Source organism: Pseudomonas lopnurensis (genome assembly GCF_015070855.1).
Taxonomy (GTDB): Bacteria; Pseudomonadota; Gammaproteobacteria; order Pseudomonadales; family Pseudomonadaceae; genus Stutzerimonas; species Stutzerimonas lopnurensis.
Window position 1 is genome coordinate 77,683 of record NZ_JADDIX010000070.1, and the last position, 26,765, is coordinate 104,447.

General features: G+C 65.7%; 22 protein-coding genes and 3 pseudogenes. 6 read left to right on the forward strand and 19 right to left on the reverse strand.

What is annotated here, in order from left to right; all coding sequences use genetic code 11:
* Positions 1 to 9: 9 nt before the first annotated feature.
* The 18 genes and pseudogenes from IN820_RS14240 to IN820_RS14320 form a co-directional block, all read right to left on the reverse strand.
* Positions 10 to 1,149 carry an HPP family protein gene (locus tag IN820_RS14240; RefSeq protein WP_193681588.1) on the reverse strand — a complete coding sequence of 380 codons (1,140 nt, stop codon included), beginning with the start codon at positions 1,147 to 1,149 and terminating at the stop codon, positions 10 to 12.
* 72 nt (positions 1,150 to 1,221) lie between these two features.
* Positions 1,222 to 1,589, reverse strand: a pseudogene (locus IN820_RS14245) (hypothetical protein); the annotation flags it as partial.
* A gap of 136 nt (positions 1,590 to 1,725) precedes the next feature.
* On the reverse strand, positions 1,726 to 2,145 hold the full coding sequence (locus tag IN820_RS22985) for a CZB domain-containing protein (RefSeq protein WP_376779366.1): 420 nt from the start codon (positions 2,143 to 2,145) through the stop codon (positions 1,726 to 1,728).
* A gap of 39 nt (positions 2,146 to 2,184) precedes the next feature.
* Positions 2,185 to 2,454: pseudogene (locus IN820_RS22990) on the reverse strand (methyl-accepting chemotaxis protein); the annotation flags it as partial.
* A 384-nt stretch (positions 2,455 to 2,838) separates the two neighbouring features.
* Entirely contained in the window at positions 2,839 to 3,582 is a 744-nt protein-coding gene (locus tag IN820_RS14255; RefSeq protein ID WP_193681590.1) for an SDR family NAD(P)-dependent oxidoreductase, read from the reverse strand.
* A gap of 124 nt (positions 3,583 to 3,706) precedes the next feature.
* Positions 3,707 to 4,897, reverse strand: coding sequence for an NnrS family protein (locus tag IN820_RS14260; protein ID WP_193681591.1), 1,191 nt, complete (start codon positions 4,895 to 4,897; stop codon positions 3,707 to 3,709).
* 303 nt (positions 4,898 to 5,200) lie between these two features.
* Positions 5,201 to 5,593 carry a HepT-like ribonuclease domain-containing protein gene (locus tag IN820_RS14265; protein ID WP_193681592.1) on the reverse strand — a complete coding sequence of 131 codons (393 nt, stop codon included), beginning with the start codon at positions 5,591 to 5,593 and terminating at the stop codon, positions 5,201 to 5,203.
* Positions 5,590 to 5,880 (reverse strand): nucleotidyltransferase family protein, encoded by a 291-nt coding sequence (locus tag IN820_RS14270; RefSeq protein ID WP_193681593.1) that lies wholly within the window; start codon positions 5,878 to 5,880, stop codon positions 5,590 to 5,592. The genes IN820_RS14265 and IN820_RS14270 overlap by 4 nt, the downstream gene beginning before the upstream one ends.
* A gap of 128 nt (positions 5,881 to 6,008) precedes the next feature.
* Positions 6,009 to 6,164: a twin-arginine translocase TatA/TatE family subunit gene (tatA, locus tag IN820_RS14275; protein WP_193681594.1), complete on the reverse strand. Its 156-nt coding sequence runs from the start codon at positions 6,162 to 6,164 to the stop codon at positions 6,009 to 6,011.
* Positions 6,165 to 6,200: 36 nt separating this feature from the next.
* Positions 6,201 to 6,773: a nitrous oxide reductase accessory protein NosL gene (locus IN820_RS14280; RefSeq protein ID WP_193681595.1), complete on the reverse strand. Its 573-nt coding sequence runs from the start codon at positions 6,771 to 6,773 to the stop codon at positions 6,201 to 6,203.
* A gap of 29 nt (positions 6,774 to 6,802) precedes the next feature.
* Positions 6,803 to 7,633, reverse strand: a complete 831-nt coding sequence (locus IN820_RS14285) for an ABC transporter permease (RefSeq protein WP_193681596.1) — start codon at positions 7,631 to 7,633, stop codon at positions 6,803 to 6,805.
* Positions 7,630 to 8,556 carry an ABC transporter ATP-binding protein gene (locus tag IN820_RS14290; RefSeq protein ID WP_193681597.1) on the reverse strand — a complete coding sequence of 309 codons (927 nt, stop codon included), beginning with the start codon at positions 8,554 to 8,556 and terminating at the stop codon, positions 7,630 to 7,632. Before IN820_RS14290 ends, IN820_RS14285 begins: the two co-directional genes overlap by 4 nt.
* Complete coding sequence (locus IN820_RS14295) at positions 8,553 to 9,863, reverse strand: nitrous oxide reductase family maturation protein NosD (RefSeq protein ID WP_193681598.1); 1,311 nt, start codon at positions 9,861 to 9,863, stop codon at positions 8,553 to 8,555. Before IN820_RS14295 ends, IN820_RS14290 begins: the two co-directional genes overlap by 4 nt.
* A 235-nt stretch (positions 9,864 to 10,098) precedes the next feature.
* A complete protein-coding gene (gene nosZ, locus IN820_RS14300) occupies positions 10,099 to 12,012 on the reverse strand; it encodes a TAT-dependent nitrous-oxide reductase (RefSeq protein WP_193681599.1) in 1,914 nt (637 codons plus the stop codon).
* 67 nt (positions 12,013 to 12,079) lie between these two features.
* Positions 12,080 to 14,257, reverse strand: coding sequence for a transcriptional regulator NosR (gene nosR / locus IN820_RS14305; protein ID WP_193681600.1), 2,178 nt, complete (start codon positions 14,255 to 14,257; stop codon positions 12,080 to 12,082).
* 228 nt (positions 14,258 to 14,485) lie between these two features.
* Positions 14,486 to 15,736: an acyl-CoA dehydrogenase family protein gene (locus IN820_RS14310; RefSeq protein ID WP_193681601.1), complete on the reverse strand. Its 1,251-nt coding sequence runs from the start codon at positions 15,734 to 15,736 to the stop codon at positions 14,486 to 14,488.
* Between the two features lie 167 nt (positions 15,737 to 15,903).
* The gene (locus tag IN820_RS14315) at positions 15,904 to 16,344 is read right to left on the reverse strand and encodes a CopD family copper resistance protein (RefSeq protein WP_193681602.1); all 441 of its coding nucleotides are present in this window, start codon (positions 16,342 to 16,344) and stop codon (positions 15,904 to 15,906) included.
* Positions 16,345 to 16,415: 71 nt separating this feature from the next.
* Positions 16,416 to 16,769 carry a hypothetical protein gene (locus IN820_RS14320; RefSeq protein ID WP_193681603.1) on the reverse strand — a complete coding sequence of 118 codons (354 nt, stop codon included), beginning with the start codon at positions 16,767 to 16,769 and terminating at the stop codon, positions 16,416 to 16,418.
* Between the two features lie 216 nt (positions 16,770 to 16,985).
* Here IN820_RS14320 and IN820_RS14325 point away from each other — a divergent pair, with 216 nt between their 5' ends.
* Positions 16,986 to 17,381 carry a DUF488 domain-containing protein gene (locus IN820_RS14325; protein ID WP_328822106.1) on the forward strand — a complete coding sequence of 132 codons (396 nt, stop codon included), beginning with the start codon at positions 16,986 to 16,988 and terminating at the stop codon, positions 17,379 to 17,381.
* 253 nt (positions 17,382 to 17,634) lie between these two features.
* Here IN820_RS14325 and IN820_RS14330 read toward each other — a convergent pair whose 3' ends face one another.
* Positions 17,635 to 18,633 (reverse strand): TRAP transporter substrate-binding protein, encoded by a 999-nt coding sequence (locus IN820_RS14330; protein ID WP_235989162.1) that lies wholly within the window; start codon positions 18,631 to 18,633, stop codon positions 17,635 to 17,637.
* A gap of 497 nt (positions 18,634 to 19,130) precedes the next feature.
* On the opposite strand from IN820_RS14330, the gene IN820_RS14335 reads away from it, so the two are divergent.
* From IN820_RS14335 to IN820_RS14350, 5 genes and pseudogenes are all read left to right on the forward strand, one after another.
* Complete coding sequence (locus tag IN820_RS14335) at positions 19,131 to 22,982, forward strand: response regulator (RefSeq protein WP_193681605.1); 3,852 nt, start codon at positions 19,131 to 19,133, stop codon at positions 22,980 to 22,982.
* Positions 22,983 to 23,018: 36 nt separating this feature from the next.
* Positions 23,019 to 23,603, forward strand: a pseudogene (locus IN820_RS22805) (response regulator); the annotation flags it as partial.
* Between the two features lie 73 nt (positions 23,604 to 23,676).
* Positions 23,677 to 24,057 carry an HD-GYP domain-containing protein gene (locus IN820_RS22810; RefSeq protein WP_268939456.1) on the forward strand — a complete coding sequence of 127 codons (381 nt, stop codon included), beginning with the start codon at positions 23,677 to 23,679 and terminating at the stop codon, positions 24,055 to 24,057.
* Between the two features lie 188 nt (positions 24,058 to 24,245).
* Positions 24,246 to 25,199 (forward strand): NAD(P)/FAD-dependent oxidoreductase, encoded by a 954-nt coding sequence (locus IN820_RS14345; protein ID WP_193681606.1) that lies wholly within the window; start codon positions 24,246 to 24,248, stop codon positions 25,197 to 25,199.
* A gap of 140 nt (positions 25,200 to 25,339) precedes the next feature.
* Complete coding sequence (locus tag IN820_RS14350) at positions 25,340 to 26,716, forward strand: L-serine ammonia-lyase (protein WP_193681607.1); 1,377 nt, start codon at positions 25,340 to 25,342, stop codon at positions 26,714 to 26,716.
* The last annotated feature ends 49 nt before the right edge of the window (positions 26,717 to 26,765 follow it).

Genomic DNA, 26,765 nt, shown 5'->3' on the forward strand with positions numbered 1-26,765 from the left:
GGCCGCCGCTCAATCCGGCAGCTGTTTGAGCCAGTTGCGATACAGCGCGGCGATCAGGTCGGTCTGGGTGATCATCCCGACCAGCCGCTGCCGCTCGTCCACCACCGGCAGGCAGTGCAAACCGCGATCGGACAGCAGGTAGACCAGCTCGACCATGTGCGTGTCCATGCCCACCGAAACCACCGGCGAGCTCATGATTGCGCGCAACTTGGTGCCGCGCAGGAACTTCAGCTGGCCGAAGCTGAGCCGCCCCGGACGTGGATGGAAGTGCTTGAGCAGATCGACCAGGGTGACGATCCCCACCAGGCGGTGGTCGTCGCCCTCCACCACCGGCAGCGAGCGCAGGCGGTGGTGCTGCAGCGTCTGCCAGGCCTGCTCGATGAAGACGTCCGGCGTGTGCCAGTGGATATCCCGCGACATCACGTGCGCCGCGGTGATTTCACCCATGCTGCGCCGCAGCGCATGCTTCTCGGTCTGCTTGATCAGCCGCGCGAGGTCGTCGCGGGAAACGTCGACGTACTCGCCGAACTCGGCCAGCGCCCGCTCGACATCGTCCTGCATGAAGCTCATCCGCTCACCGGGGCGCGGATCGCGGGTGCGGTGCTCGTTGTCCCGCGACAGGCGCGCCCTGGGATAGGCGTTGCCGGTGAGGTTGTTGAACAGCAGGGCAAAGGTCACCAGCAGCAACGAATTGAACGTGACCGGCCAGAGCAACCCGTAGCGCAGGTCGTGCAACTCCGTGCTACCGACGGCCGCAACGAGTGCCAGGGCGATGCTCGGCGGGTGCAGGCAGCGCAGGCAAAACAGGCACAGGAGCGCGAAACAGGCGGCGAGCGTGGCGGCCAGCACCGGGGGCAGTCCGCTTAGCCCCAAGCGGATGCCGATCAGCACGGCGAAGAAGTTGCCGCCGATCACCGACCAGGGCTGGGCGAACGGGCTGGAAGGCGCAACGAACACCAGCACCGCCGACGCCCCCACCGGGGCGATCACCTGCAGCGCCAGGCTGCTGCCCAGCAGCCAGCGATCGCTGATGAACGCCAGGGGCACGACCAGGGCGACGCCGACGGCCGCGCGCAGCCATTGCCGCGGTGCGACGTTCAGCGGAGCGGGCACGAAGGATTTGAACCAGTCGATCAGGGTGTCTTGCATGAAGGCTCTGTCAATCGAAGGGCCGGCCGCCATCAGAGCGCGACCAGGTAAAAAAAGTCCACCCCTGGACCGTCAGGAGCTACAGGGGGGGCGACGGAAAATCAGGCGGTCACCGGCCGCGGCTCCCGGCGTGCCTGGCACACGATCAGCCAGCGCCATCAGCAGCATGCCGGAGGCGAACAGGCCACCGCCGAGCATGCGCGCCAGGCAGCCCGTATGGCTGGCATCGAGCGCCTCGTCGAAGGAATCGCCAGCGTGCCGTCCTCGTTGATCGCCCGCCACACCAGACCCTGGGTGAGGCCAATGATCCACATCGAAGCGATATAGAGCACGGTGGCAATGGTGGCCAGGCCGATACGGTGCATCTGCCAGCGTCCCAAGTGTTGTGGATCAGGTGCTACAGCGAGCCAGATGAAGATCATCGCCATCCAATCGCTGGCGATGGTGCCGAAGAATTGGAATGAGCTCTAACGAATAGTATTGCTTGGTTAGTGCAATTATTTTGCACCGGAGGGCCAGTCATCCGATACCGAGGGGTGCCGGCCCGCGCGGCCCGGGCGTGGCGCCATGGTCGACTCAGGCGCCATTGCCGCGTTCGATGTGATCGACCACTTCGGTGACGATGCGCATCACCTCCAGGTTGGCCTCCTCCATTCGTCCGAGATGGTCGAGCGCCACCTCCAGCGCATCCGCATCGAACGCGTCCAGCGCCGCCTGCCCCTGTTCATGTACGGCGGTATGCGGCCGCTCGATCTGGCGGAAGTGCTCCAGCCCCTGGATTGCGCCGTAATCCTGAGCGTAGTACCAGCGGCCGAAGCGGCATTCGCGCTCGCCGGGCAGTTGCGCAACGGTCTGTCTTTCGCTGCCCAGCAGGTGGTTGTAGACGACGAATTTCAGCGACAACTCGTCCAGGTTCGCCAGTTCCACGCCAGCGCGCAGAGACGACGCCGCGCTGCTGTCACGCATGGCACCCGCCAGCTGGTACAGGCTGCGCATGGCCTCCACCGCCTTCTCGGTCGTCCGGTTGAAGCCCTGCGCCTGGCTGCCCTGCAGGCGGATGTAGTCGTGTACGTTGGCGATCTCGGCCTGCACCTCCTCGATCTTGCGCACGATGTCGCCGGTGGCCAGCGCAGTCTTTTCCGCCAGGTTGCGAATCTCGCCGGCGACCACGGCAAAGCCGCGCCCTGCCTCGCCGGCACGCGCCGCTTCGATAGCGGCATTGAGCGCCAGCAGGTTGGTCTGGCTGGCGATGCCGCTGATGAGATCGACGATGCCGTTGATCTCATGCGACCGTTCGGCCAGGGTGTCGACCTTGTGCGAGGCGTGCTCCAGACCGCTTTCCATGTCCGCGGCCTTGCCCTGCAGTTCGCCAAAATGCTTCTGGTTGCTCAAGGCCGCGCCGGCCACCTGCTCGGCGCGCGAACGGTTTTCGTCCAGTTGCCCGCTGAGGTGCTCGAAGGAATCGCCCAGATGGGCTACCGAGTGGCTGAAGCGGATCAGGTTGGCCGACACCCCACGGTAATAAGCCAGCAGACGCTGGCTGTTCCGGTCGGCCTGTTCGGCAGCCGTCAGCGACAGCTGCAGAGCCTCGATGCGTGCTGCCTGCGCCGCACAGCTGGCGCGCAACTCGTCTCGTTCCTGTCGCAGGCGCGCCGCGCTTTTGCTTTCGAACCACATCTGCCACCTCCGTCAGCCGATGGTATAGCCGTTGTCCACCACCCAGTCCTGGCCGAACACACCGCGGGCGCCCTGCGAAAGCTGGAACAGAATGACATTGGCCACCGCCGCGGACTCGAGGAAATGCCCCGGCAGCAGGCGCTTGGTAACGCCGTCGGCGACGCTCTCGAGCTGATCGTCGCTCAGCCCCAGCGTGCCCCAGATGGCGGTGGCCGTCGGGCCGGGCGAGACCATGTTGATGCGCACGTCCAGCGGCGCGAACTCCACCGCCAGGGTGCGCGCCTGAGCCGCCAGCGCCGCCTTGCTGGCGATGTAGGCGGCCAGCCCGGGAAAGCTCGAGCGAATCAGAAAGGTACCGACGAACACGACCGAAGCGGGCTTGGCCAATTCGTTGCGCATGACCGCGAAGGTATTCAGTGCACCGGCGCCATTGACCGCCCACTGCCGGTCGAACGCCGCCATGTCCAGGCCATCGGCCAGTTCGGCGATGCCGGCATTGGGCACCAGGTAGTGCACCGGGCCGAGCTGCGCGGCGCGGCGCGCCAGCTGCGCCAGGTCCTCGGCCGAAGTGACATCGCCACGCAGCCACTGCAGCTGCTCCGGGTGGGTGCCCAGCAACGGTTCGAGCCCACCGAGGCTGCGCGACATCGCCAGCACCCGCGCGCCCCGTTGCAGCAACGCCGCGCACAGCGCCAGACCGATCCCCGAGCTGGCGCCGGTAACCACTGCCAGACGATCCTGGAACTCGCTTTTCATCATCATCTCCGATGCTCGGCGCACGCCGAGTCGCTGGCTGCCTCGGGGCGAGGCAGCGGTGTTGAAGGTTGGGTAGTAGTTGTCGCCGAGCGCGCCGGGCGCCCGCCTCGCTTGCGCGCTCCGGCTAGCCCGGATGGCCGTCCACGCGCGGCGCGACCAGCATCGGCGCGTAGCGCCAGGCATAGAGGGCGAAGGCCAGCGCCCAGCAGGCCGCCGCCAGCCAGAGGCCGCCGACCGGCCAGATCGCCGAGACGAACACCCGTGCCACCGTGCCGAGGTTGAACAGGATGAAAGCCGCAACCATGCCCGCCGGCAGTTGCAGCGGGCGGCCGGTATGGCCGAGGGATACGCGGGCGACCATCGCCAGGATCAGGCCGCTCATCGAGCCGACGCTCAGCGCATGCAGCGCGGGGCTGGATTGCGCCAGCAAGCCGAAATGCCACAGCGCCAGGCCGAACGCGGCGGCCGCCAGCCAGAGCATCGCCAGGTGCAGCGACCAAAGCAGGCCGACCTTCCAGATGCCGTGGTCGTACCAGCGCGCCAGGCGCAGCAGATGGCCGATGCCGATGGCGACGAACAGCAGGCCCAGCAGCGGATGTGGCTGCAGGGCAGTGCCGAAGGCATGCAGCAGGGCGACAACCCCGCTGCCCACCAGCAAGGCGATATCCAGCCAGACCCACGGCTTGACCGCCTCGACCTTGCCCAGCCCGCGCTGGGTGAAGAACGGAATCACCCGGCCGCCGATCAGCGCCATCAGTGCCGCGACCAGCCACAGGCCGGCCAGTGCGCCCTGCCGTTGCAGACCATCGTCGCCCTTGAGCAGCCCCGCCAGCGTCAGCACATCGGCGCCGAACATGAGCGACAGCACCACCACGATGGGGTAGTTGCGCTTCTGCCGCACGGCCCAGAGCATCCGCGCCATCATCCAGGCCAGCGCCAGCAGGAACAGCAGATCCAGCGGCGCCAGCCAGGCGGCCGGCAAGCCGAACAACCAGCCCAGACGAGCAGCCAGCCAGACCACCGCCAGCCCCATCAAGCGACGCCCCGACGGTGCCGTCTGGCCGGTCCAGGTCTGCACGGCGGTGAGCAGAAAGCCGGCAACGATGGCCATGGCGAAGCCGAACAGCATTTCGTGGCGATGCCAGGCGAGCCAGCCGCCGGTCGGCTGCAAGCCCGGCCACAGCCCGGTCCAGGCCGCTACCCAGAGCGGAATCGCCAGCAGCGCATAGATGCTGCCGGCGAGAAAGAAGGGGCGAAAGGCGAGCCGCCAGACAGGCGGGATACTCAGGGCTTTTCGCCGATCGATAACTTGCACGGAAGGCCTCCAGAACGCTCTTTATCCTGCCGCATGCTCAGCATGCCGGCGCAGCCGCGCCTCCGACTGGGGACGCTGGCTACTTTTTACAGGTTAGGCGGCTTGCACAGACTTGATTGCAATCAGCTTTTTCCGAGACGGTGGATGAAGTGACAATCGGTTGGAGAGCCCCGTTGCGCGCAGCCACGGTGGCGTGTGGCGCGACGCTTTTCGTGCTTGCGCAAGCTCGGCGTTGGAGGATGTTCCCGGAATCGCGGGCAGGCCTTGCGAAGTGCATATACCGCTCTTGTGGAGCCCCGAGACTCAGGATTGCCCTGGCCCTGTCTCTTCAGGAACGGAGCCAGGAAGCGTCGTGCCCATCTCGATGAACCGTGAATGCAGGCGGGGAAGATCATCCTGGATCGTTCTCCAGACGATTTCCAGATCCACCTTGTCATAGCCATGCGAGAGACGATTGCGCATGGTGTACATGACCTGCCAGGGAAGGTCGTCGTGCTGGGCGGCAAACGCAGCATCGGCACGCAGAATGTTATTCGATGCCTCGCCGATGACCTCGATGTTGCGGATCACCGCGTCTTGCACCAGCTCGTTATCCAGGAATCCGGCCTCATCCATGTCCGCTGTATAGCGGTCGATACGCTCCATTGCGTTCAGGATGTGCGCAAGGTAATCCGGTACGCGCAGCGCTTTGCTCATACCGGCACGGCCTCGGCGAGCACTCGATTGCGCAATGCATCAGGCAACGCCTTGGGCGTCAGCACGTCAACCGACACGCCAAGCAGGCGTTGCAGCTCCACCTGAATGGTGGCCACGTCCATCAGCGTCGTTTCCGCTGTCGGATCGACGAGGATGTCCAGGTCGCTGCTGTCCGTGTCCTGGCCATGCAGGACGGAGCCGAATACCCGAGCGTTACGGGCGCGATGGGACTCGACCACCCGCCGGATGGCCGCCCGGTTCAAGTCCAGTGCCTCAGAGGGTCTCATGCGCCTCCTCCCGTGCCAGTGCCTCGGCCATCTTCAGCGAGACCAGATCGGCTTTTGCCGGCATTTTATACCTGTACAGCACATGGATATCCACAGTAGCCAACTCCAGGCATGGCCCCACTCCCGCCCTATTTCAGCTCCTTCTCGCCCTCGCTCACCGACTTGCGGAAGCCGCTGATCGCGCTGCCCAGATCGGAGCCCAGACCGCGCAGGCGCTTGGTGCCGAACAGCATGACGACGATCAGGAGAATGATCAGAAGTTGCCAGACGCTGATACCCATCATTGTGCTTACCTCGGATGTGTCGGAGATGATCGCGGCTCAGTGACCCGCGTGTGCGTTGTGTTGCGCGCCGGATGCCTGCCCGTGCATGCCGCCGTGCTGCATGCTCGCCGCTTCCTGCAGCAGAGCCTGATCGATTTCCTCGAAGCGCAGGACGCGACCGCCGTGCTCGTCGGCCATGCGCCGGGCGGCCTGCTCTTCGGCGAAGCTCGCCAGCGACGCGCCCATGGCGGCCTTGAGCGAGGTGCCGACGACATAGTAGGCACTGGTTGCATCGATCAGGTGATTGTCATCGGGCTTTTCCCAAACGCTGCGGCCCATGTCGTGCACATACAGCTTGGCGTCGCGCATACGGTTTTCCGGCTGCAGCCACCAGCCGAGCAGCTCGGCGGTGGAGCAGAACTTCCTGACCCCGTCCTTTTCCACCGCCTGGCCCTTGGGCCCGGCGAAATCGCTGATGATCATGCCACAGACGTGGCATTCGTCCGCGTCGTGAAAGGCCACCGGATCGAGCGCTTGCCGGACCTCCTCCTTCTCGCCGCAGCCGGCCAGGCCGACGGCGAGCAACAGGGCCAGTAGCGTTCCGGCGCCGATGCGATGCAGTGCGTTCATAGAGGGATTTCCTTTTCGAATCATGAAAGTCAGGCCAGGCGCCGGCGGAAGATGCCGTAGGCGAGCAGCAGCGAAACGCCGATCCAGGCCAGCAGGCACAGCCAGAGCACCGCGGCCGGCACCGGCAGGTCGGCGCCCAGCGACAGCACACCCATGGCACTGCCGCTGCCTTCGAAGCCGGACAGGTTGATCAGGCGGTAAATGTCGGTGGGGTTGAGCAGCAGCAGCCAGGGCAGCAGTTCCGGGTTGAACTTGCCTTCGCTGAGCACCAGCAGCGCGAGCAGGACCAGATCGAACACCAGCACGAAGAGAAACCACACGCCGAGCGCCAGCCCCGCGGCGCTGGACTTCTCGTTGACCTTGCCGCTGAGCACATAGGCGAAGGCGAGGAACACCCAGCCGAGCAGCGTCGAGGAAACCATGAAGCGGCCGAAGGCCCAGAACAGTAGGCCGAACTCGACGCCATCGACCAGCAGCGCAATGGCCAGCGCCGCACAGCCGAAGCCGATCAGCACCGCCAGGGCGAGGATCAGCCCGTGGCCGACGAACTTGCCGAGCAGGATCTGCCCGCGCCCCAGCGGATAGGTCAGCAGCAGCATCAGCGTGCCACCCTCGTCCTCGCCAACAATGGCGTCATAGGCCAGCAACAGCGCGATCAGCGGCATCAGGAAGGTAGCCAGGCTGGCCAGGCTGGCGATGGTCGCCGGGATCGAGGTGAAGCCCAATTGCCCGGACGCGGCGGCGCCGAGCCAGGCGATGCCCACCGCGAGCACGGCGAAGAGCAGGCTGATGGCGAGCAGCCAGCGGTTGCGCAGGCCGTCGCTGAGTTCCTTGCGGGCGATGTTCCAGACCTGGTTCATGGGCGACCCTCCTGGGCGCGCACGTCACCGGCGCGCTCCATGTAATAGCGGTAGAGGTCTTCCAGCGACGGCTGGTGGATCTCGATGTCCTCCGGCTCGCTCTCGCCCAGCAGCTGGCGCAGCAACAGCAGCTTGTGGCCGTTGACCGCGACCACCTCCAGGCTCGATTCGCTGAGGCCACGGGCGCTGTGCCCGGCATCGGTCCAGCGTTGCAGCCAGCTGTCACGCTCGCTGATGCCGCTGGCACGGATGCGCACCGGCAGCCCGGCTTCGGCACGCAGCTGCGCCAGGCTGCCGGCCGCCTGCAGGCGGCCCTTGGCGAGGATCGCTGCGCGGTTGATGTGCGCCTCGACACCCGGCAGTACGTGGGAGCAGAGGATGACGCTGGTGCCGCGCTGACGCAGGCGGTCGATCAGCAGGTAGAGATCGCCAGTGGCGATCGGATCGAGGCCCACGGTCGGCTCGTCGAGCAGCAGCAGGCGGGGTTCGCCGAGCAGCGCCTGGGCCAGGCCGAGGCGTTGGCGCATGCCCTTGGAATAGGTCTTCACCCGCCTATCGGCGGCATGCGCCAGGCCGACCTGCTCGAGCAGGTCGTCCACCTGGCTCAGCGCCGCGCCCTTCAGGTGGGCGAAATGACGCAGGGTTTCATGGCCGCTCAGTTGCGGATAGAAGGTCACGTTCTCCGGCAGATAGCCGAGTTGGCGGCGCACCTGCGGATCGTTCGGCGCGCGGCCGAGGACTTTCACCTGGCCCTCGCTCGGCGCGAGCAGGCCGAGGATCAGCTTCATGCTGGTGGTCTTGCCCGCGCCGTTATGGCCGAACAGCCCCAGCACCTCGCCTTCAGCGAGGTTCAGGTTCAGATCGTGCAGCACGGTCATGCTGCCGTAGCGCTGGCTTACGCCCTGGATCTCGACGGCGTTCATGACGTTGGCTCCTGCTTTACGGTAAGGCGTTCTTCGGTGGGCAGCTTCATCAGCGGATGGCTGTCCTGCACCCCCGGCGCCTTGACCACCGGGAAGGCGCGTTGCACCCAGCGCAGCACCTCGATGCTCGGGCTGTTCATCAGCAGGCGCACCTGCGGGTAGAGCCAGAGCAGGCGGTCGACGTTGTCGTTGGGTTCGTAGGCGACATCGCCCAGGCCGTCGTCATTGCGATCCCACCCCAGGTAATCGCTCCAGTAGTTGCCGCGGCCGTCCACCGACCACTCCTGGGTACGGGTGGCGACATACTTGACCTGCTGGCGGTTGCCGACGAAGGCGTTGCCGGCGATGCGGTTGTCCTCCGAGCCGGCGGTCAGGTGGATGCCCAGCGAGCTGTTCTCGAAGCGGTTGTTCTCGATGGTGTTGAACAGCGAGTTGTAGATGAACAGCGCCTTGCCCTCGCCGCCGCTGATCATGCTGTCGCCGCCGGTGTCGCCACGCTGCACGGCGCTGACGAAGTTGTCCCTGAGCGTCGAGTAGGTGATGTAGTTCATCAGGATGCCGTAGTTCTGATCCTGCTCGGAGCGGTTGCCGATCACGGTCAGCTTGCGGCTCTGCATCAGGGCGTAACCGGTGCGGGTGCGGCGGGTGATGTTGCCGATCACGCTGTTGTCGTTGGCGAACATGTAGTGCACGCCATAGCGCAGGTCCTCGAGGACGTTGCCTTCGAGGTGGTTGCCGTTCGAGGTGTCGATGTAGATGCCGTCGCGGGTATCGCGGACGTAGTTGCCGATGATCCGCGCCCCGCTCACGGCATACAGGTGGATGCCGTTGCCACGGTCCTGGGAGCGCACCGAGGGGTCGCCCACGATGTGGTTGCCGCGCAGCTCGACATCGCGGGAGCCATCGACCCAGATACCGAAGCCGGGGCCTTCGAGGTGGTTGTCGCGGATCACCGCGCCATGGGCCCCGGAGCCGATGAACACGGCCGAGTTCATTTCGGTCAGGTCGCGCCCCCAGTCGAGCAGGGTGCAGCCTTCGACGGTCACGCCAGGCGCGCCGATGGCCAGCGCGTTGCCGACGCCCTGCGCACGAATGATCGCCCCGGGCTCGCAGCGCAGTTGCAGCGGCTGGTCGATACTGAACTGTCCGGAGTACTCACCGGCGGGAAGCCGCCAGCGGGCATCACCCTCTGCCACGAGCGGCAGCGCGGTGATCGGTTGCGGCGCCGCCTGGGCCGCGCCGCCGAGAAACAGGAGCACCAGAAGTGCCAAGGGGTGGAGCGATTCGAGCGCCTGAGGTCTGGGCACTGCGTTTACCTTCTTTCTATCCGCTGGCTTGCGTATGCACATCTTTCGCAGCCCCTGTAGCAATTTGTAAGGAGCCGGCTTGCCGGCGATCAGCCAGGCAAAAAAGCATCGCCGACAAGGACTCGGCGTCCCCCAGGCTCCTGCAGGTTCGGTTGGCAGACCGCAGCGCTTGCCGGTCTCCATCCTCTGGAGAGAACCGCAGCCATAGGCTGCGGCTCCCTTGCCCAGGCAGGATTCAGGCCGGCTCGACCATCATGCGGCCGACCATCTCCATGTGCAGCGCGTGGCAGAACCAGCTGCAGTAGTACCAGTGCAGTCCCGGCTTGTCGGCGACGAAGGTCACCGAGGAGGTCTGCTGCGGGCTGATCTCCATGCTCACACCGTGGTTGACCATGACGAAGCCGTGGGACACGTCCTCGATCTGGTCGATGTTGGTGATGACCACGGTGACCTCATCGCCCTGCTTGACGGTGAACTCCTGCACGCCGTAGCTGGGCGCCATCGAGGTCATGTAGACGCGTACCTTGTTGCCGTCGCGGATGACCTTGTTGTCGGTCTCCAGGTTGATGCCGTCCTTCTTCGCCATGGCCACGGTGCCGGCGAAGAACGGGTCGTTGCGATCCCAGATCTTCTTGGTCTTGATCTGGTCGCGACGGGCCATGATGCAGTCGTGCGGCTCGGCGTAGGTCGGGCCGTCGTGGACCAGCTTCATCTCCTCGCCGGAGATGTCGATCAGTTGGTCGTTTTCCGGGTGCAGCGGGCCGGTCGGCAGGAAGCGGTCCTTGCCGAACTTGCACAGCGCCACCAGCCACTTGCCATCGGCTTCGCTGGTTTCGCAGAGCGAAGCGTGCAGGTGCCCTGGCTGGTAATGCACATCGAGCTTCTGCTTGATGTAGTTGACCTTCTCGCCGTTGTAGGCGCGCACCGCGTCGGCCATGTTCCACTTGACCACCTGGCTGTCGATGAACACGGTGGTGTAGGCATTGCCGCGACCGTCGAAGGTGGTGTGCAGCGGGCCGAGGCCCAGTTCCACTTCGGCGGCGATGGTGTCGCGCGGGTCCTTGAGCTTGCCGGCGAACAGGTCCGGCAGCTTGGCGATCTCGATCATCGATACGGTCGGCGAGAGCTTGCCATTGGCGATGAAGTACTTGCCGTCGGACGAGGTGTTGCAGCCATGCGGGTTCTTCGGCACCGGGATGTAGCGGGTGAACGGGCTGTCCTTCTCGGCCTTCTTGCGGCCATCGAGCACCGGCACCTTGGAGTCGCCGAGGGTGATGAACTTGCCGGCCTTGACCGCCTTCTCCGCTGCCTCGATGTCGAACACCACGACCCAGTCGCGCTCGTTGCGCATCATGCCGCCGAGGTCGTAGGCCTTTTCCGAGTTGTAGCAGGTGGCAGCGGTGAAGCGGCCGGTGTAGTCGGCATCGGTATTGTCCAGGTTGCCGTCGACGATGATCTGGAAGGCCATCTCCATCTTTTCGGCATCGATGACGTTGTACATGGTGTAGCTGTTTTCATCCTGCAGGTCGAAGACCTTGCCGTCGTTCGGGTGCGGAATGACGAATTCGGCGTTGGCGAACACGTACTGGGTGTGCGGCACCTTCTGCAGGCGCAGGCCGTGGATGGCCTGGCAGTTCGGTACGGTGATCATCTTGTCGCACTTCATGATATCCAGACGGATACGCGCGACGCGGGTGTTGGCCTTGTCGTTGATGAACAGGTACTTGCCGTCGTACTTGCCGTCGGTCATGGAGATGTGCGGGTGGTGGCAGTCGCCGTTGAGGAACTTGGCGCTGTCGCCCATGATCGCGCGGCTTTCGTTGGTCAGGCCCCAGCCGGTGGCGGAGTCGACGTTGAACACCGGGATGCGCATCAGCTCGCGCATCGACGGGATGCCCATCACGCGCACTTCGCCCTGGTGGCCGCCGCTCCAGAAGCCGTAGTAGTCGTCCAGGTCGCCCGGCGCGACGTGGATGTTCTGCCGCGCGTCCTTGACCGCCGCGGCCCAGGATTCGCGGCTCATCACCGCGCCACCGAAGGCAGTGGCGGCAACGGCCGCGCCGGTCATCGCGCTGGCGCCGAGGAAGCCGCGACGGCTCATGCCGCCCTTTTCCAGCACCTCGGGATGGTTCTTGCTCTTGTCACTCATGGGGTTTCGCTCCTTTGGGACATCTGCTTCAAATACATCGGTCGAGCACCTCGCCAGCGGCGACGGCTCAGGGTTCCACTACCTGCACCACGGGGATCAGCGACGGGTCGGCCGGCGCCTTCTTGCCGCGCTTGGCGCGCTTGTTCTTCAGGATCAGCGGCGGGCACTTGTTTTCGTTGTGATAGGTCATCTGGCAGTCCAGGCAGTAGTGGCACTCGTTGTGATTGATGTGCCCGTCCGGGTGGATGGCCTGGATCTCGCATTCCTTGGCGCACAGCTGGCAGGGGCTGCCGCATTCCGGGCGGCGCTTGAGCCAGTCGAACAGGCGGACCTTGCTGCTGATCGACAGCGCCGCACCCAGCGGGCAGACGTAGCGGCAGTACACCTTGCGGGTGAAGAGGTTGATCACCAGCAGGAACAGCGCGTAGGCGACGAACCACCACTGGCGGTCGAACTTGAGGGTGATGGCGGTCTTGAACGGCTCCACCTCGGCGGCCTTCTCGGCCAGCATCATCGACTCCAGGGAGATGCCGAACAGCACCAGCAGGACGATGTACTTGATCGCCCAGAGCCGCTCGTGCACGGCGAAGGGCAGCTCGTATTGCGGAATCTTCAGCTTGCGGGCGGCCTCGTTGATCAGCTCCTGCAACGCACCGAAGGGGCACAGCCAGCCGCAGAACACGCCGCGGCCCCAGAGCAGGATGCTGGCGGCGGTGAAGGTCCAGATGATGAAGATCAGCGGATCGGAGAGGAACAGCTCCCAGCGGAAGTCCTGGAACAGCGCATGCACGAAGGTCAGCACGTTGACCACCGACAACTGCCCCAGCGCGTACCAGCCGATGAACACCACGGTGAAGACCAGGTAGCCGCGACGCAGCCAGTGCAGGAATTGCGGCTTCTGGGTGAAGGTGTCCTGCAGGAACAGGATGACCGTCAGCAGGCCCAGCGCCGCGAGGATCACGCCGATCTGGAACGACTTCTGGTACCAGATGCTGACCCACAGCGGGCGGTTGGCTTCCTCGATGGCGGCCAGTTCCTCGGCAGTCGGCTGGGGGCGCTCGATGTACTGCTCGGGCATCTGATACGGCAGTTCGAAGCTGGTGAACATGCCGCTGACCGGACCGGTCTGGCGCCGCACCAGCAGCTCCAGCGTCCAGGGCGAGCCGGGGTCGAACGCGGCCTGTTCGCGGACGACGAACACCGCCATCTCGCTGAAATCCGGAATGCCGTCGGCGTACACATCGTCCAGGCGCTGGAAGTCCATGTCGCGGAAGCTGATGACGTTGCCGAACTGGCGCAGCTGGACCCGATCGAAGATGCCGCCGCGCACGTAGCCCGAGCCCTTGAACGAGTATTCGCCGCTGGCCATCACCGCGACGGCGTGCTCGCCGGGCTTGAGCGCGTCCATCAGCGTGCGGTAGTGCGCATCGCCGAGCAGCGCGCGGCCGATGCTCGGCGGATTGAGATGGGTGGCGTAGAGGTCGATGAAGGTGTCCTGCACCTCATCGGCCGCGGCCTCGTCGATGCCTTCGGCCTCGGTGCCCTTGAACGCCTGGTCGATGTCGCCCTTGGTCAGGTGCAGGCGGCGGATCGCGCCGTTGCCGGTCAGGTCGCTCCAGGTCGCAGGCTGGTAGTAATCCTCGCGGACGGTCGCCGGCTTCTGCGCAATGCCGGCGTTGTCTTCCACCAGCCCCAGCGATACCGCGACGTCGTGGGCGGCGCGCATGACGATCTCGTTGACCACCATCACCGTGACGGTGGCACCGGTGACTGCATCGATGGTGACCGCATTCTCGTCCCGGGAACGGCCGACCACGACGCGCTGATCGACCCTGATGCCCTGGTACTTGGCATTGAACGCGTGCAGCTCTGCTTCGGGAATGCCGATCAGCAGGATCGGCTCATGGTGTTCGAGCACGTAGGCATCGACGATCACACCCTGCGGATCGAGCAGCACCTGCATGTTGATCGGCTTGCCGGAATAGGCGGGGATATCCACCACGTTGATGGACTGGAAGGCGTAGCCGAGTATCTCGTCACCCTTGCTGATGGTGCGGACCTGGTAGTCGCCCTCGGCCACCGAGAGGCTGGCACCGGGAAAGAACTTGTCGAGGCGCTGCTGTTCGGCCTGGTATTCCCTGGCCTGCAGCGGCAACGCGCAGAACGCCAGGGCCAGAACGATAAGAAGGCCCTTGGCCCAGGCGCGTAGAACACCGGACAGCGACCAGAACTCGCGGGGAGCCATCAAACCACCTGCTTGCACTATTGATGTGGCTCGCATGGTAGGAGAGCGCCCAGTCGATCCCCCTTGATTGCAATCAAGGACGCCTCCGGCGGCCGCTTTCGTTGGCTTATGTCAAAGAAACGCCCTGCCCCCCGAACGAAGTGGGCGGGGCGGGGCGGTGATGGATGATGAGCGTGGGGCGCTGCCTGCGCGCTCCGGGCAGAGGCGCAGGCAGCGGAGACGGCGCGTTCAGTGACGGCCGGGCGGGGTGAGATAGGCCGCCGTCGCACCGCGGCTGGCTTCACTGGCCTTGATTTCCATCTTCGCGATGCTGCGCAGATGCACCTGATCCGGGCCGTCGGCAAAGCGCAGGGCGCGGCCACCGGTCCACATGTCGGCCAGCGGCGTGTCCGGCGTCAGGCCCATCGCGCCATAGACCTGGATCGCGCGGTCGACCACGCTGGTGTGCATGCGCGGCACCAGCGCCTTGATCATCGAGATTTCCTTGCGCGCCGCCTTGGCGCCGACCTCGTCGATCATCCAGGCGGTCTTGAGCACCAGCAGCCGCGCCTGCTCGATCTCGATGCGCGACTCGGCGATCCAGTCGGCGACATTGGAATACTGCTGCAGGTACTTGCCGAATGCCTTGCGCTCCTGGGCGCGCTCGACCATCAGCTCCAGCGCCAGCTCGGCCATGCCGATCGAGCGCATGCAGTGGTGGATGCGCCCCGGCCCCAGGCGCGCCTGCGCCATCATGAAGCCGTCGCCCTCCTCGCCCAGCAGGTTGCTTGCCGGCACCCGCACATTGCGCAGCAAGAGTTCGCTGTGGCCTTCCGGGGCGATGTGGTTCATCACCGGGATGTTGCGCAGCAGCTCGACACCAGGCGTGTCGAACGGCACCAGGATCATGCTCTGCTGCTGGTGGGTCTCGGCGTCAGGGTCGGTCTTGCCCATGACGATCAACAGCTTGCAGTTGGGATGCGAGGCGTTGGTGATGAACCACTTGCGGCCGTTGATCACGTAATCGTCGCCGTCGCGGCGGATCAGCGTCTGGATGTTGGTGGCGTCCGAGGACGGCACGTCCGGCTCGGTCATGGCGAAGGCCGAGCGGATCTCGCCTTCGAGCAACGGCTGGAGCCAGCGCTGGCGCTGCTCCGGCGTGGCGAACATATGCAGCAGCTCCATGTTGCCGGTGTCCGGTGCGTTGCAGTTGAACACCTCGGAGGCCCAGTGCACGCGGCCCATGATTTCCGCCAGCGGCGCGTACTCCAGATTGCTCAGGCCCATGCCCGGTTCGTCTTTACCGAGCGAGGGCAGGAACAGATTCCACAACCCTTCCGAACGCGCCAGCGCCTTGAGATCGTCCATGAAGGAAACGGGGTACTGGCCGGCGGCGACCTCGGCATGCCAGGCGCCGATGCGCGGCACGATGTGCTGCTCCATGAAGGCGCGCAGCTGCTGGCGCAGCGCCTCCACGCGCGGGCTGTAGGCGAAATCCATGGCTAACCTCTGCTGATCGGGAAAGGATGCAGCCACCTTAGCCCCCGCGGCCGCTAAAGCAACGAGGCTGCAATGGCTGAATCAGGCCCGATAAGCACGGAGCGAAGCGCCAGCCGAATTGACCCTGGTCATCACCGCGGCTGACGAAACTGCTATGCGGCGCAGCCTCACCAATGCAGGTAGAACATGCCTTTGGCGAGCAGCACGATGCCGATCATCTGCAGCAGGATCGCCCAGTGGATGGCCCGGTAGCGGGCGGGCGTCATGCGCCCCTTGCGCAGCAGGATAGCGACCAGGCCGAAGCTGAAGAACACGCCGATCGCCAGCAGGATCTTCAGCGTCAGCAAGGTGGCGAAGCTGCTGGCCAGCGGATCGGCCAGCGCCTCGCGGTGATACCAGCCCAGGCCGATGCCGGCACCGTAGACGAATAGCACCACCCAGTGCAGCACCACCCGCGAACGCGCACCCACGGCCCGATCCACCCGCGTCATGGCCTGCTCGCCGAGCTGCTGGCGGATACGGCCGAGGATCGTCACCTCGAAGAACAGCGTGCCGATGAAGAAGATCGCCGCCAGCAGGTGCAGCACATGCAACAGTGAATAACTCATCAGGACCTCCGCAGTGGCACTCCAGGGCGATCATCCCTCAACCGGCGGACGCACGACCAGCGGCGCCTCCGCTACTTCGCAGCAGTGGTGATCCGTGCACCGTCGCGCTCGATATGTTGCCCCTGCAGGAAGCGCCCGTCGGAGGTGCGGATGCGCGAAATGTTGCCGTCGTCCTTCTTCACCACGTAGAGGGTCTGCTCCAGCCTGGCGGCACTCTGCGCGCCCTGCCCCAGCAGATAACCGAGGCCGCCGCCGACCAGTGCGCCTATCGGCCCGCCTGCCGCCGCGCCGAGCATGAAACCGCTGAGCCCACCGAAGCCGCCGCCCACCGCCCGGTCTTCATGCACTTCGAGAATCTCGTCCGCGCTGGCCAGGTTGCTAACCAGGATTGCCGCTGCAGCGATCAGAACCGTCGACTTTTTCATGTCTTGCTCCTTGAGGGATAGTGAGTCGCAACCTTCCTCTTCACGAAGCGTGCCCATTATTTAGTCTATATAAATCAAATAAATAGAATAAAAATGGTTCTATATACCCTATATATGATGGTTTTTATGACAACAAAAGAAGTCATTAATACCCGACAAAAGCGATCGGCTTCTCCTACGCTGCATGAGCCTGCCACTGCGCGGAAGCGAACCACGATTCAGTGCAAGCGTGCCTACCAGACCGCAGCGGCCAGCGATGGCAGACGGGTGCTGGTGGACCGGCTCTGGCCACGCAACTGCCGCAAGGAGAGCCTGCCGCTGGACGCCTGGCTACCGGCGCTGGCGCCATCGACCGAGCTGCGCCGCGGCTTCAAGGGCGGCGCGCTGGACTTCGCCGCGTTTCGCCAGCGCTATCGCGCGGAGCTGGCGGCCCATCCGGAACACTGGTGGCCGCTGCTGGAGCTGGCCGAGCACGGTACGCTGACGCTGGTCTATGCCGCCCGCGACGAACAGCACAACAACGCGCGAGTGCTCGCCGAATGGCTGGAGGAGGAGCTGGACCGGCTGGATCGTCCCAGCTCGCCGGCCTGCTATGCCGGTCGGCGGTCGTAGGGTGCGCGACGCGCACCACTTGCGCCGGGTCCTTGCCGGCGATGCTTTTGCGGGGCTTGGCTCGCTCTACGACAGATCGCCCAGGCATTTCCTGCCCGGGGCGATCGCACGATCACATGGGGATGCCATGGTTGCGGCTGCCCCCTCTCCCCCTGCGGGAAGGGCCGGGGAGAGGGGGGACGTCGAGCCGCTGTCGAGGGCTGCGGATCGCCGGCAAGCCGGCTCCTGTGGTGTTCGAATCGCTGAGGCCGCCTCAGCGCCGGCGGTTGGCCGTCGTCGCCGCGCGGATCACGTCGGCACCGATATCCGCCTCGTAGGCGTTCCAGATCGGCAGCATCTTGTCGCGCCACAGCTGGCGTTCTTCCGTCGTCAGGGTGATCAACTGGCTGCTGCCACTGGCGAGAATGCGTTCGCGATCGCGCTGGTTGACCGCGGCGGCCTCGCGGTTCACCGCCTGGGTCACCTCGAGAATGATGCCTTCCAGTTCGGAACGCAGGGCGAAAGGCATGCTCAGCCAGAATTCATTGTTGGTGATCAGCATGTAGTCCAGCACGCCGTGATTGCTCTCGGTGATATAGGGCTGCACGCTGTGCATGTTCTGGCTGAGGATGTTCGACCAGGGGTTCTCGGCGCCCTGCACCACGCCGGTCTTGAGCGACTCATAGACCTTGGCGAACGGCAGCACCACCGACGTGGCGTCGACTGCGGCGAACTGCGCCTCGAGCACCGGCGATGGCTGGATGCGGAACGCCAGGCCACTGGCATCGCTCGGCGTGCGCAGCGCCGTGGTGGCGGAAAGCTGCTTCAGTCCGTTGTTCCAGTAGGCCAGCCCATAGACGCCGTAGTCGGCCATCGAGCGCAGCAGTTGGCGCGCGGTATCGCGCTTCTGGAAGCGCTGCAGCGCCTCGGCGTCGTCGAACAGGAAGGGCAGGTCGAACACCTGCAGTTTTTTCGTATAGGGCGCGAACTTGGACATCGACGGCGCCAGCAACTGCACCTTGTTGTCGAACAGCGCCTGCATTTCCTCGGCATCGCCGACCAGCGTCGAATTCGGATACACCTCGACCCTGACCTTGCCGGCCAGGCGCTCCTCCACCAGCTTCTTCAGCAACAGGGCGCCCTTGCCCTTGGGCGTGTCGTCCGCCACCACGTGGGCGAACTTGATGACCACCGGCTCGCCGTCGGCGGCCATGGCCGGAGCGGCCAGAACATACAACGCAGCGACCGCTGCGGCAACGCAAGACCTGAACATATAGCCCCCAAAAATGCAATGCACCGGGCCGGGCACCTGGTGAGCGCCGCCCGATTCGTTCAGTGGAATCAATGGATGAAGCCGTGCGCTGCTGGCAACTGGCCCATCGACTGGAGGGGCAGCTCGTTCGCGGCGGCGATCACCAGCGGCTGCCTTTATTGGAATGCGACCTGCATGCGACGAATGCGCACGCACGCGGAGTGTTCGGGAGACACGGCGCCGGTACAAGCGGGGGAAGCGCATGCCAGTCCGCACTTGCAAACTGGTTCACGTTTGCACGGGACAGCTGAGCGGCAAGGCCAAGCCTGTATAGGCTTAATCCGTACAGATTCAGGCCGCAGCGCAAGCCCTGTCCTGGCTCGCGCCCCATTAGTCGGATATGACCTGTGCAGGCGCAACAGGGCCTTCTAGACTGGCTAGTGGCCATCACAGGCAAAGACGCACATCGTCGCTTGGGTCAATTAATTCGTCCCCGGGAATTGCAAAGGCGGCCCTCGATGAAGCTTCGAAAGCTCAGCAACCTCATTTCCCTGCTGATGATGAGCCTGCTGGGCATGGCCTGTATCAGTGTGATACTGGCGTTCGCCCTGGCCCAGGAACGCCGCGACGGGTTGCTGGAAACCCAGCAGGCCGGTGAACTGCTGAACCGTTTCCTGCGCGCCAACGAGGCACTGACCGACATCACCGAAGGCTACGCCTACACGCGCCAGAAGCAGTACCTGGAAACCCACCAGCAGACCATCGAGCGCTTCGGCGGACGCGAGCCGATACTCGCGCAGCTGCTCCGGTACAACCTGGCCGGGGACGAGCGGACGCTGCTGGAACAGGCCCGGGAAAGGTCCGCGCGGCTGACCGCGATGGAGGACGCCGTCTTCGCCTTTGCCAGGGGAGGCGACATCAACATGGCGCTGGATGCGATCTACGGCACGCGCTACCGCGAGCACAAGATCGCCCTCAACAGCCTGATCGGCGACATCTCGCTGAGCATGCAGAACCGCATGCAGGACATCCGCAGGACGCTCGACGGCAAGGTGCAGCGCGCCATGGCAACCGCCCTGCTGGCAATGGGGCTGAACCTGCTGCTGGTGCTTTTCACGCTCTTCTATCTGTACAAACGCAAGGTTCTCGATCCGCTGGAAAGCCTGACCCGCAAGACCCACCGCCTGGCCCAGGGCGAGCACAGCCTCGACTTCAGCCACGCCGAGGACAACGAGATGGGCGACCTGTCGCGGGCCCTGCAGGACTACCAGGCCACCATGGCGGAGCTGGAGAACCAGCGGCGCAAGCTGCAGAGCACCGAGACCTGGTATCGCCATATCATCGAGGCCTCCCCGGACCCCATGGTGGTCGTGGATGACGGCGGCATCATCCTCATGGCCAATCCGAGGATGCACGAAACGTTCGGCTACCCGCCCGGCGAACTGCTCGGCCTCGGCGCCGACCTACTGGTGCCGCAGCGCTTCCGCAGCCGCCACGCAATGCTGCGCGAGGCGTTTCTGCACAGCGGCGGCACCATCGCCGTGGGCAGCCGTGCCGGCAGCTATATCGGCCTAACCAGGTCGGGGCACGAACTGCCGCTGGAGATGAGCATGACGCGCATGCCCTATCTCGACGGCCGCGGCATCTGCCTGTGCGCGGTGCTACGCGACATCAGCCAGCGCATGGCCTACGAACGGACCATCGCCGACCAGCTCAACTTCAAGCGCGTGCTGCTCAACACCCTGCCCTACCCGGTGTTCTTCAAGGACGCGCAGGGCCGCTACCTGGGTTGCAACCAGGCCTTTCTGGAAGCCTTCGCGATGCGCGAGGAAGATCTGCTCGGCAAGACCGTGCATGACCTGGTCAAGCTGCCGGTGGACAAGCGCCTCTTCTTCCAGGCCCAGAACCAGGCCTTGCTGCAGCAGGGCGGCACGCTCACCGTGGAAACGGAAATCCCGCTGGCCGACGGCCAGTTGCACCCGATCATCTATACCCTGGCCAGCTTCACCGGCAGCGAGCAGGGCATCAGCGGGCTGGTCGGCACCCTGATCGATATCGGCGCGCAGAAGGAATCGGAGCGCGTCATCGCCGAGGCCCGCCGGCTGGCCGAAGAGGCGGCGCGGATGAAGTCGGACTTCCTGGCGAACATGAGCCACGAGATCCGCACACCGATGAACGTGATCATCGGCATGTCGCACCTGGCCCTGCAGTCCGACCTCGCCCCCGGCCAGCGCAACTACATCGAGAAGGTCCACGGCGCCGCGCAAGGGCTGCTGGGCATCATCAACGATATCCTCGACTTCTCGAAGATCGAAGCCGGCAAGCTCGCCTTCGAACAGGCGCACTTCCAGCTCGACGACGTCATGCACAACCTCGCCGATCTCTCGGTGATCGACGCCCAGGACAAGGACCTGGAATTGCTCTTCGACATCGCCACCGACGTTCCCACCGCGCTGGTCGGCGACCAGCTGCGGCTCGGCCAGGTGCTGCTGAACCTGCTCAGCAACGCCATCAAGTTCACCGAACGGGGCGAGGTCAAGGTCAGCATCCGCGTCGAGGACGCCGGCGAGCAGGACGTCGGCCTGCGCTTCGAAGTCAGCGATACCGGCATCGGCATCGGCGAGGCCGATCGCCTGCGGCTGTTCCAGGCCTTCACCCAGGCCGACTCGTCCACCTCGCGGCGCCATGGCGGCACCGGCCTGGGGCTGACCATCAGCAAGCGCCTGGTGGAAATGATGAATGGCGAGATCGGCGTCGAGTCGGGCCCCGGCGCCGGTAGCACCTTCTGGTTCAGCGCGCGCTTCGGTCTGCAGCACGGGCAGCGCGAATTGCCGATGTGCGACGAGGACGTACAGGGCATGCGCATCCTGGTGGTGGACGACAATGCCAGCGCGCGGCAGATCTTCACCGCCATGCTCGGCGCGCTGGGCTTCGACGTGGCCACCCTCAGCCGCGGCGAAGAGGCCGTCGACGAGCTGCTGCGCGCCCAGCAGCAGGGCCGGCCCTACCGCCTGGTGATCATGGACTGGCTGATGCCCGGCATGGGCGGCGTCGAAGCGGTGCGCCATATCCGCGCCAGCGAGGTGGCCGAAACGCCGCTGTTCGTCATGGCCACCGCCTACAGCCGCGACGAGCTGATGGCGAGCCTCGGCGACCTGCCGATCGAGGCGATCCTGATCAAGCCGGTGACGCCCTCGATCCTGCTCAAAACCCTCCTCAACGCCTTCGGCAAGCAGGTCGCACGCCAGCCCCAGCGCAACCTGCCGGCCAGCGAATACCGCCAGGCCCGCGAAGAACTGCGCGGCACACGCCTGCTGCTGGTCGAGGACAACCCGCTCAACCAGGAAATGGCGGTGGACATCCTCGCCCAGGCCGGCATCCACGTGGAGGTTGCCGAGCATGGCGCGCAGGCATTGGAGATGCTGCTGTGCAGCGACTACGACGGTGTACTGATGGACTGCCAGATGCCGGTGATGGACGGTTTCGAGGCCACCCGGCGAATCCGCCAGCAGCTCGGCCTGCTGGACCTGCCGGTGCTGGCGATGACCGCCAACGCCATGGCCGGTGACAAGGAGAGCTGTCTGGCCGCCGGCATGAACGCCCATATCGCCAAGCCGATCGACGTGCAGCGCCTGTTCATCACCCTGCGCCAGTGGATCGCCCCGCGGCAGGCTCGGCCACCGGAAGATGCGGTCGCCGCCGAGCCATCGGCGGACGCTTCGGCGCTGCCGGCGATTCCCGGCCTGCCGCAGCAGGCCCAGGCTCTCGAACGCCTGGCCGGCGACGCGCCACTGCTGCGGCGCCTGATTCGCCGCTTCGGCGAAACCCAGGCCGACAGCGTCGAACGCATCCGCCAGGCGCTGGCCAGCGAGGACCGCGCCAGCGCCGCGCGGATCGCCCATACACTCAAGGGACTGGCCGCAACCATCGGCGCCACGGCCCTCGCCGAGCAGGCCGCCGCGCTGGAGCATCAGCTGCGGCACGAACGACACGACCCCGCGCCTTCGGCGCTCGCCGCCCTCGGGCAAACGCTGGGGCAGTTGCTGGAGCAGATTCATCGCGCCCTGCCGCCCGCCACGGACGAGGCGCCGTCGGGGCAGGCCGTGCACGATCCTGAGCGGCTGCTCGGCCAGCTGGAGCAACTGGCCAGGCTGCTGCGCGAGGACGATGCCGCGGCGATCCGCGTGGTGCCGGACATCGTCGAACAACTCGGGCTCATGCAACGCATGGTGGCGGCCGATGAACTGAACGAACTGGTCACGCGCTATGCCTTCGAGGAAGCACTGGCGCTGGTGGAAGAACTCGCCGGCGAAATGACTGGAAATCGCGATCCGCGCGTCGCGGCGGGCCAACCACACAGACAGGGATAGACCGTGAACGGAACCGAACAGCCAAGCACCATTCTCGTGGTCGACGACCAGCCGGAAAACATCGACCTGCTCACCACGGTACTCGCGCCCTTCTACCGCACCCGGGTCGCCCTCGACGGCGAGAAGGCGTTGCGCATCGCCTTCGCCGAGAACCCGCCGGACCTGATCCTGCTCGATGTGATGCTGCCGGGACTGGACGGCTTCCAGATCTGCGAACGGCTCAAGCGCAACCCGGACACCCGCGACATCCCGGTCATCTTCATTACCGGGATGAGCGAGATCGAGGACGAACGCAAGGGGCTGCAACTGGGCGCGGTGGACTACATCACCAAACCCATCAGCCCGCACCTGGTGCTGGCCCGGGTGCAGACCCACCTGGCGCTCTACGACCAGACCCGCGAACTGGCCCGGCTGGTCAACCTGCGCACCGCCGAGCTGAACAACAGCCGCCTGCAGATCATCCGCCGCCTCGGCCGCGCCGCGGAATTCCGCGACAACGAGACCGGCAACCACATCATCCGCATGAGCCACTTCTCGCGCCTGCTCAGCCAGGCGGCGGGCTTCGGCGAGAACTTCACCGAGATCCTGTTCAACGCCGCGCCGATGCACGACGTCGGCAAGATCGGCGTGCCGGACCATATCCTGCTCAAGCAGGGCAAGCTGGACGACCGGGAATGGGCGATCATGCGCCAGCATGCGCCAGCATGCGCAGATCGGCGCGGACATCATCGGCGACCACAGCGACGAGCTGCTGCAGGCGGCCCGCAGCATCGCCCTCTGCCACCACGAGAAGTGGGACGGCAGCGGCTATCCGCGCGGCCTGCGCGGCGAGGAGATTCCACTGATGGCACGCGTCATCGCGATCGCCGACGTGTTCGACGCGCTCACCTCGGAACGCCCCTACAAGAAGGCCTGGGCGGTGGAGGACGCGCTGGACTACATCGAGCAGCAGGCCGGCAAGCACTTCGATCCGGCGCTGATCGAGCCGTTCAGACGGGCCTTGGCGGACATCCTGCGCATTCGCGAGAAGTATTCCGACCGCCATGGCGCCATGCTGGATACCGACCTGGCGTAGGGTCTGTCGACGTTTCATCATGAACCACATCGCCGCGAGAAGGACCAGGGTTCGCGAGCATGGCTCGGTCCTACAGCGCTCGCCACGTTCCCCTGGCGCATAGGCCGCTGCCCGGCCATCGGCCGGCGTGAACTTCGATGCCGGCGTGCCCTTCATAAAGGCATCGCCTCGCAAGAACCGCCGCGCCGATGACCACTGAAGAAAACGTCCCCACGCCCAACTCCGACGACGCGCGCGCCGACCTGGACTGCCTGATCGTCGGCGGCGGCCCCGGCGGGCTGACCGCGGCGCTGTACCTGGCGCGCTTTCGCCGCAGCTGCCTGGTGGTGGATGCCGGCAACAGCCGCGCCGCGCTGATTCCGCGTTCGCGCAACTACCCGGGCTTTCCGCCGGGCATCACCGGTACCGACCTGCTCGAGCGCCTGCGGCAACAGGCCAGCGAGTATGGCGCGCGAATCGAACAGGGCACCGTCGAACGCATCGAACGGCACCCGCTGGGTTTTCTCGTCAGTTGGGGCGGCCAGCGGCGCATCGCCCGCCGGGTCATCCTGGCCACCGGCATCGAGGATACGCTGCCGCAGATGGACGATGCGCAGCAGGCCATCGCTGCCGGCCATCTGCGCCTGTGTGCGATCTGCGATGGCTACGAGGTCAGCGGCGACAACGTCGCGGTATACGGCGAGGTGGAGTGCGCCATCGGCCATGCCGCCTTCCTGCGCACCTTCAGCGATCGGATAACGGTGGTCGGCTACGGTGAGCACGACGCCTGCGAACAGGCCGTGGCGCTGGCCCGGCACCACGGCATCGAACTGATCCGCGACCGGGTCGCCTCGCTGCGCGCATGCGCCGATGGCATCGAGCTGGTCACCGCCAGCGGCGACATCCGCCGGTTCGACATCATCTACCCCTGCCTCGGCGCACGCTTTCGCTCCGAGGTGGCGCGGGCGCTGGGTGTCGACTGCGACGCGGACGGCGCGCTCGAGGTCGACGCGCATCAGCAGACCCGCGTACCCGGCCTCTACGCGCTGGGCGACGTGGTCGTCGGGCTCAAGCAGATCAGTGTCGCCATCGGCCAGGCCGCGCAGGCGGCGACCGCCGTGCACAATGGCCTCGAGGCCAATCCCTGGCCGGGTTCCCGATAACCTGCCGCCCCGACCGTCAGCGGCGGGCTTCACGGTCTAGGCTAGGGGTATCCCGGTCGATGCGGTTTGGCCGGAGGCCGCCGCATCGGCAACGCAGGCTTCGACAGCCTGCGCCGCCATCACGCCAACCGGAGCCACCCATGTCTCTCAGTGTGTTCGACCTGTTCAAGATCGGCATCGGCCCGTCCAGCTCGCATACGGTCGGGCCGATGCGCGCGGCGCTGCGTTTTGCCGAGGGCCTGCGCCGCGATCGGCTGCTGGAGGTCACCGCCAGCGTCAGGGTCGAGCTGTACGGTTCGCTCGGCGCCACCGGCAAAGGCCATGGCAGCGACAAGGCGGTGCTGCTCGGGCTGGAGGGCGAGCAGCCGGAAACGGTGGATACCGCGGCGATTCCCGCGCGCATGGCGGCGATCCGCGAAAGCGCCGAGCTGCGCCTGCTGGGCGAGAGGAGCATCCGTTTCGAGGTCGCCAAGCAATTGGTGTTCATCCGCAAGGCGCTGCCCTTCCATCCCAACGGCATGATCTTCCGCGCCTTCGATGCCGCCGGCCTGCAAGTGCGCAGCCGGGAGTACTACTCGGTGGGCGGCGGCTTCGTGGTCGACGAGCAGGCCGCCGGCCACGACCGCATCGTCGAGGACGCCACCCCACTGCCCTACCCGTTTCACAGCGCGGCCGAACTGCTCGGCCACTGCGCGGCGCACGGTCTGAGCATCAGCCAGCTGATGCTGGCCAACGAGGCCGCCTGGCGCCCGCAAGCGCAGACCCGCGCCGGGCTACTGGATATCTGGCAGGTGATGCAGGCGTGCGTGGCCGCCGGCTGTCGCACCGAAGGCGTGATGCCCGGCGGGCTCAAGGTCAGGCGCCGGGCCGCGGACCTGTACCGCCAGCTCAGCGAACAGCCCGAGGCCAACCTGCGCGACACGCTCAACGTACTGGACTGGGTCAACCTCTACGCCCTGGCGGTGAACGAGGAAAACGCCAGCGGCGGGCGCGTGGTCACCGCGCCGACCAACGGTGCCGCGGGCATCGTTCCGGCGCTGCTGCACTATTACGTGCGCTTCGTGCCGGGCGCCAACGAGGACGGCGTGGTGCGTTTCCTGCTCACCGCCGCGGCCATCGGCATCCTCTACAAGGAGAACGCCTCGATCTCCGGCGCCGAAGTCGGCTGCCAGGGCGAGGTCGGCGTGGCCTGCTCGATGGCCGCCGGCGCGCTGTGCGAGGTACTCGGCGGCACCGCGCAACAGGTGGAGAACGCCGCCGAGATCGGCATGGAGCACAACCTCGGGCTGACCTGCGACCCGGTCGGCGGACTGGTGCAGGTGCCCTGCATCGAGCGCAACGCCATGGGCGCGGTGAAGGCGATCAATGCCGCGCGCATGGCGCTGCGCGGCGACGGCCGGCATTTCATCTCGCTGGACAAGGTGATCCGCACCATGCGCCAGACCGGCGCCGACATGAAGAGCAAATACAAGGAAACCGCCCGCGGCGGGCTGGCGGTGAATATCGTCGAATGCTGAAGGGGGTTCATCCCACGAGCCCGGCCGGGCCGGTTTTTCGTAGGTTGGA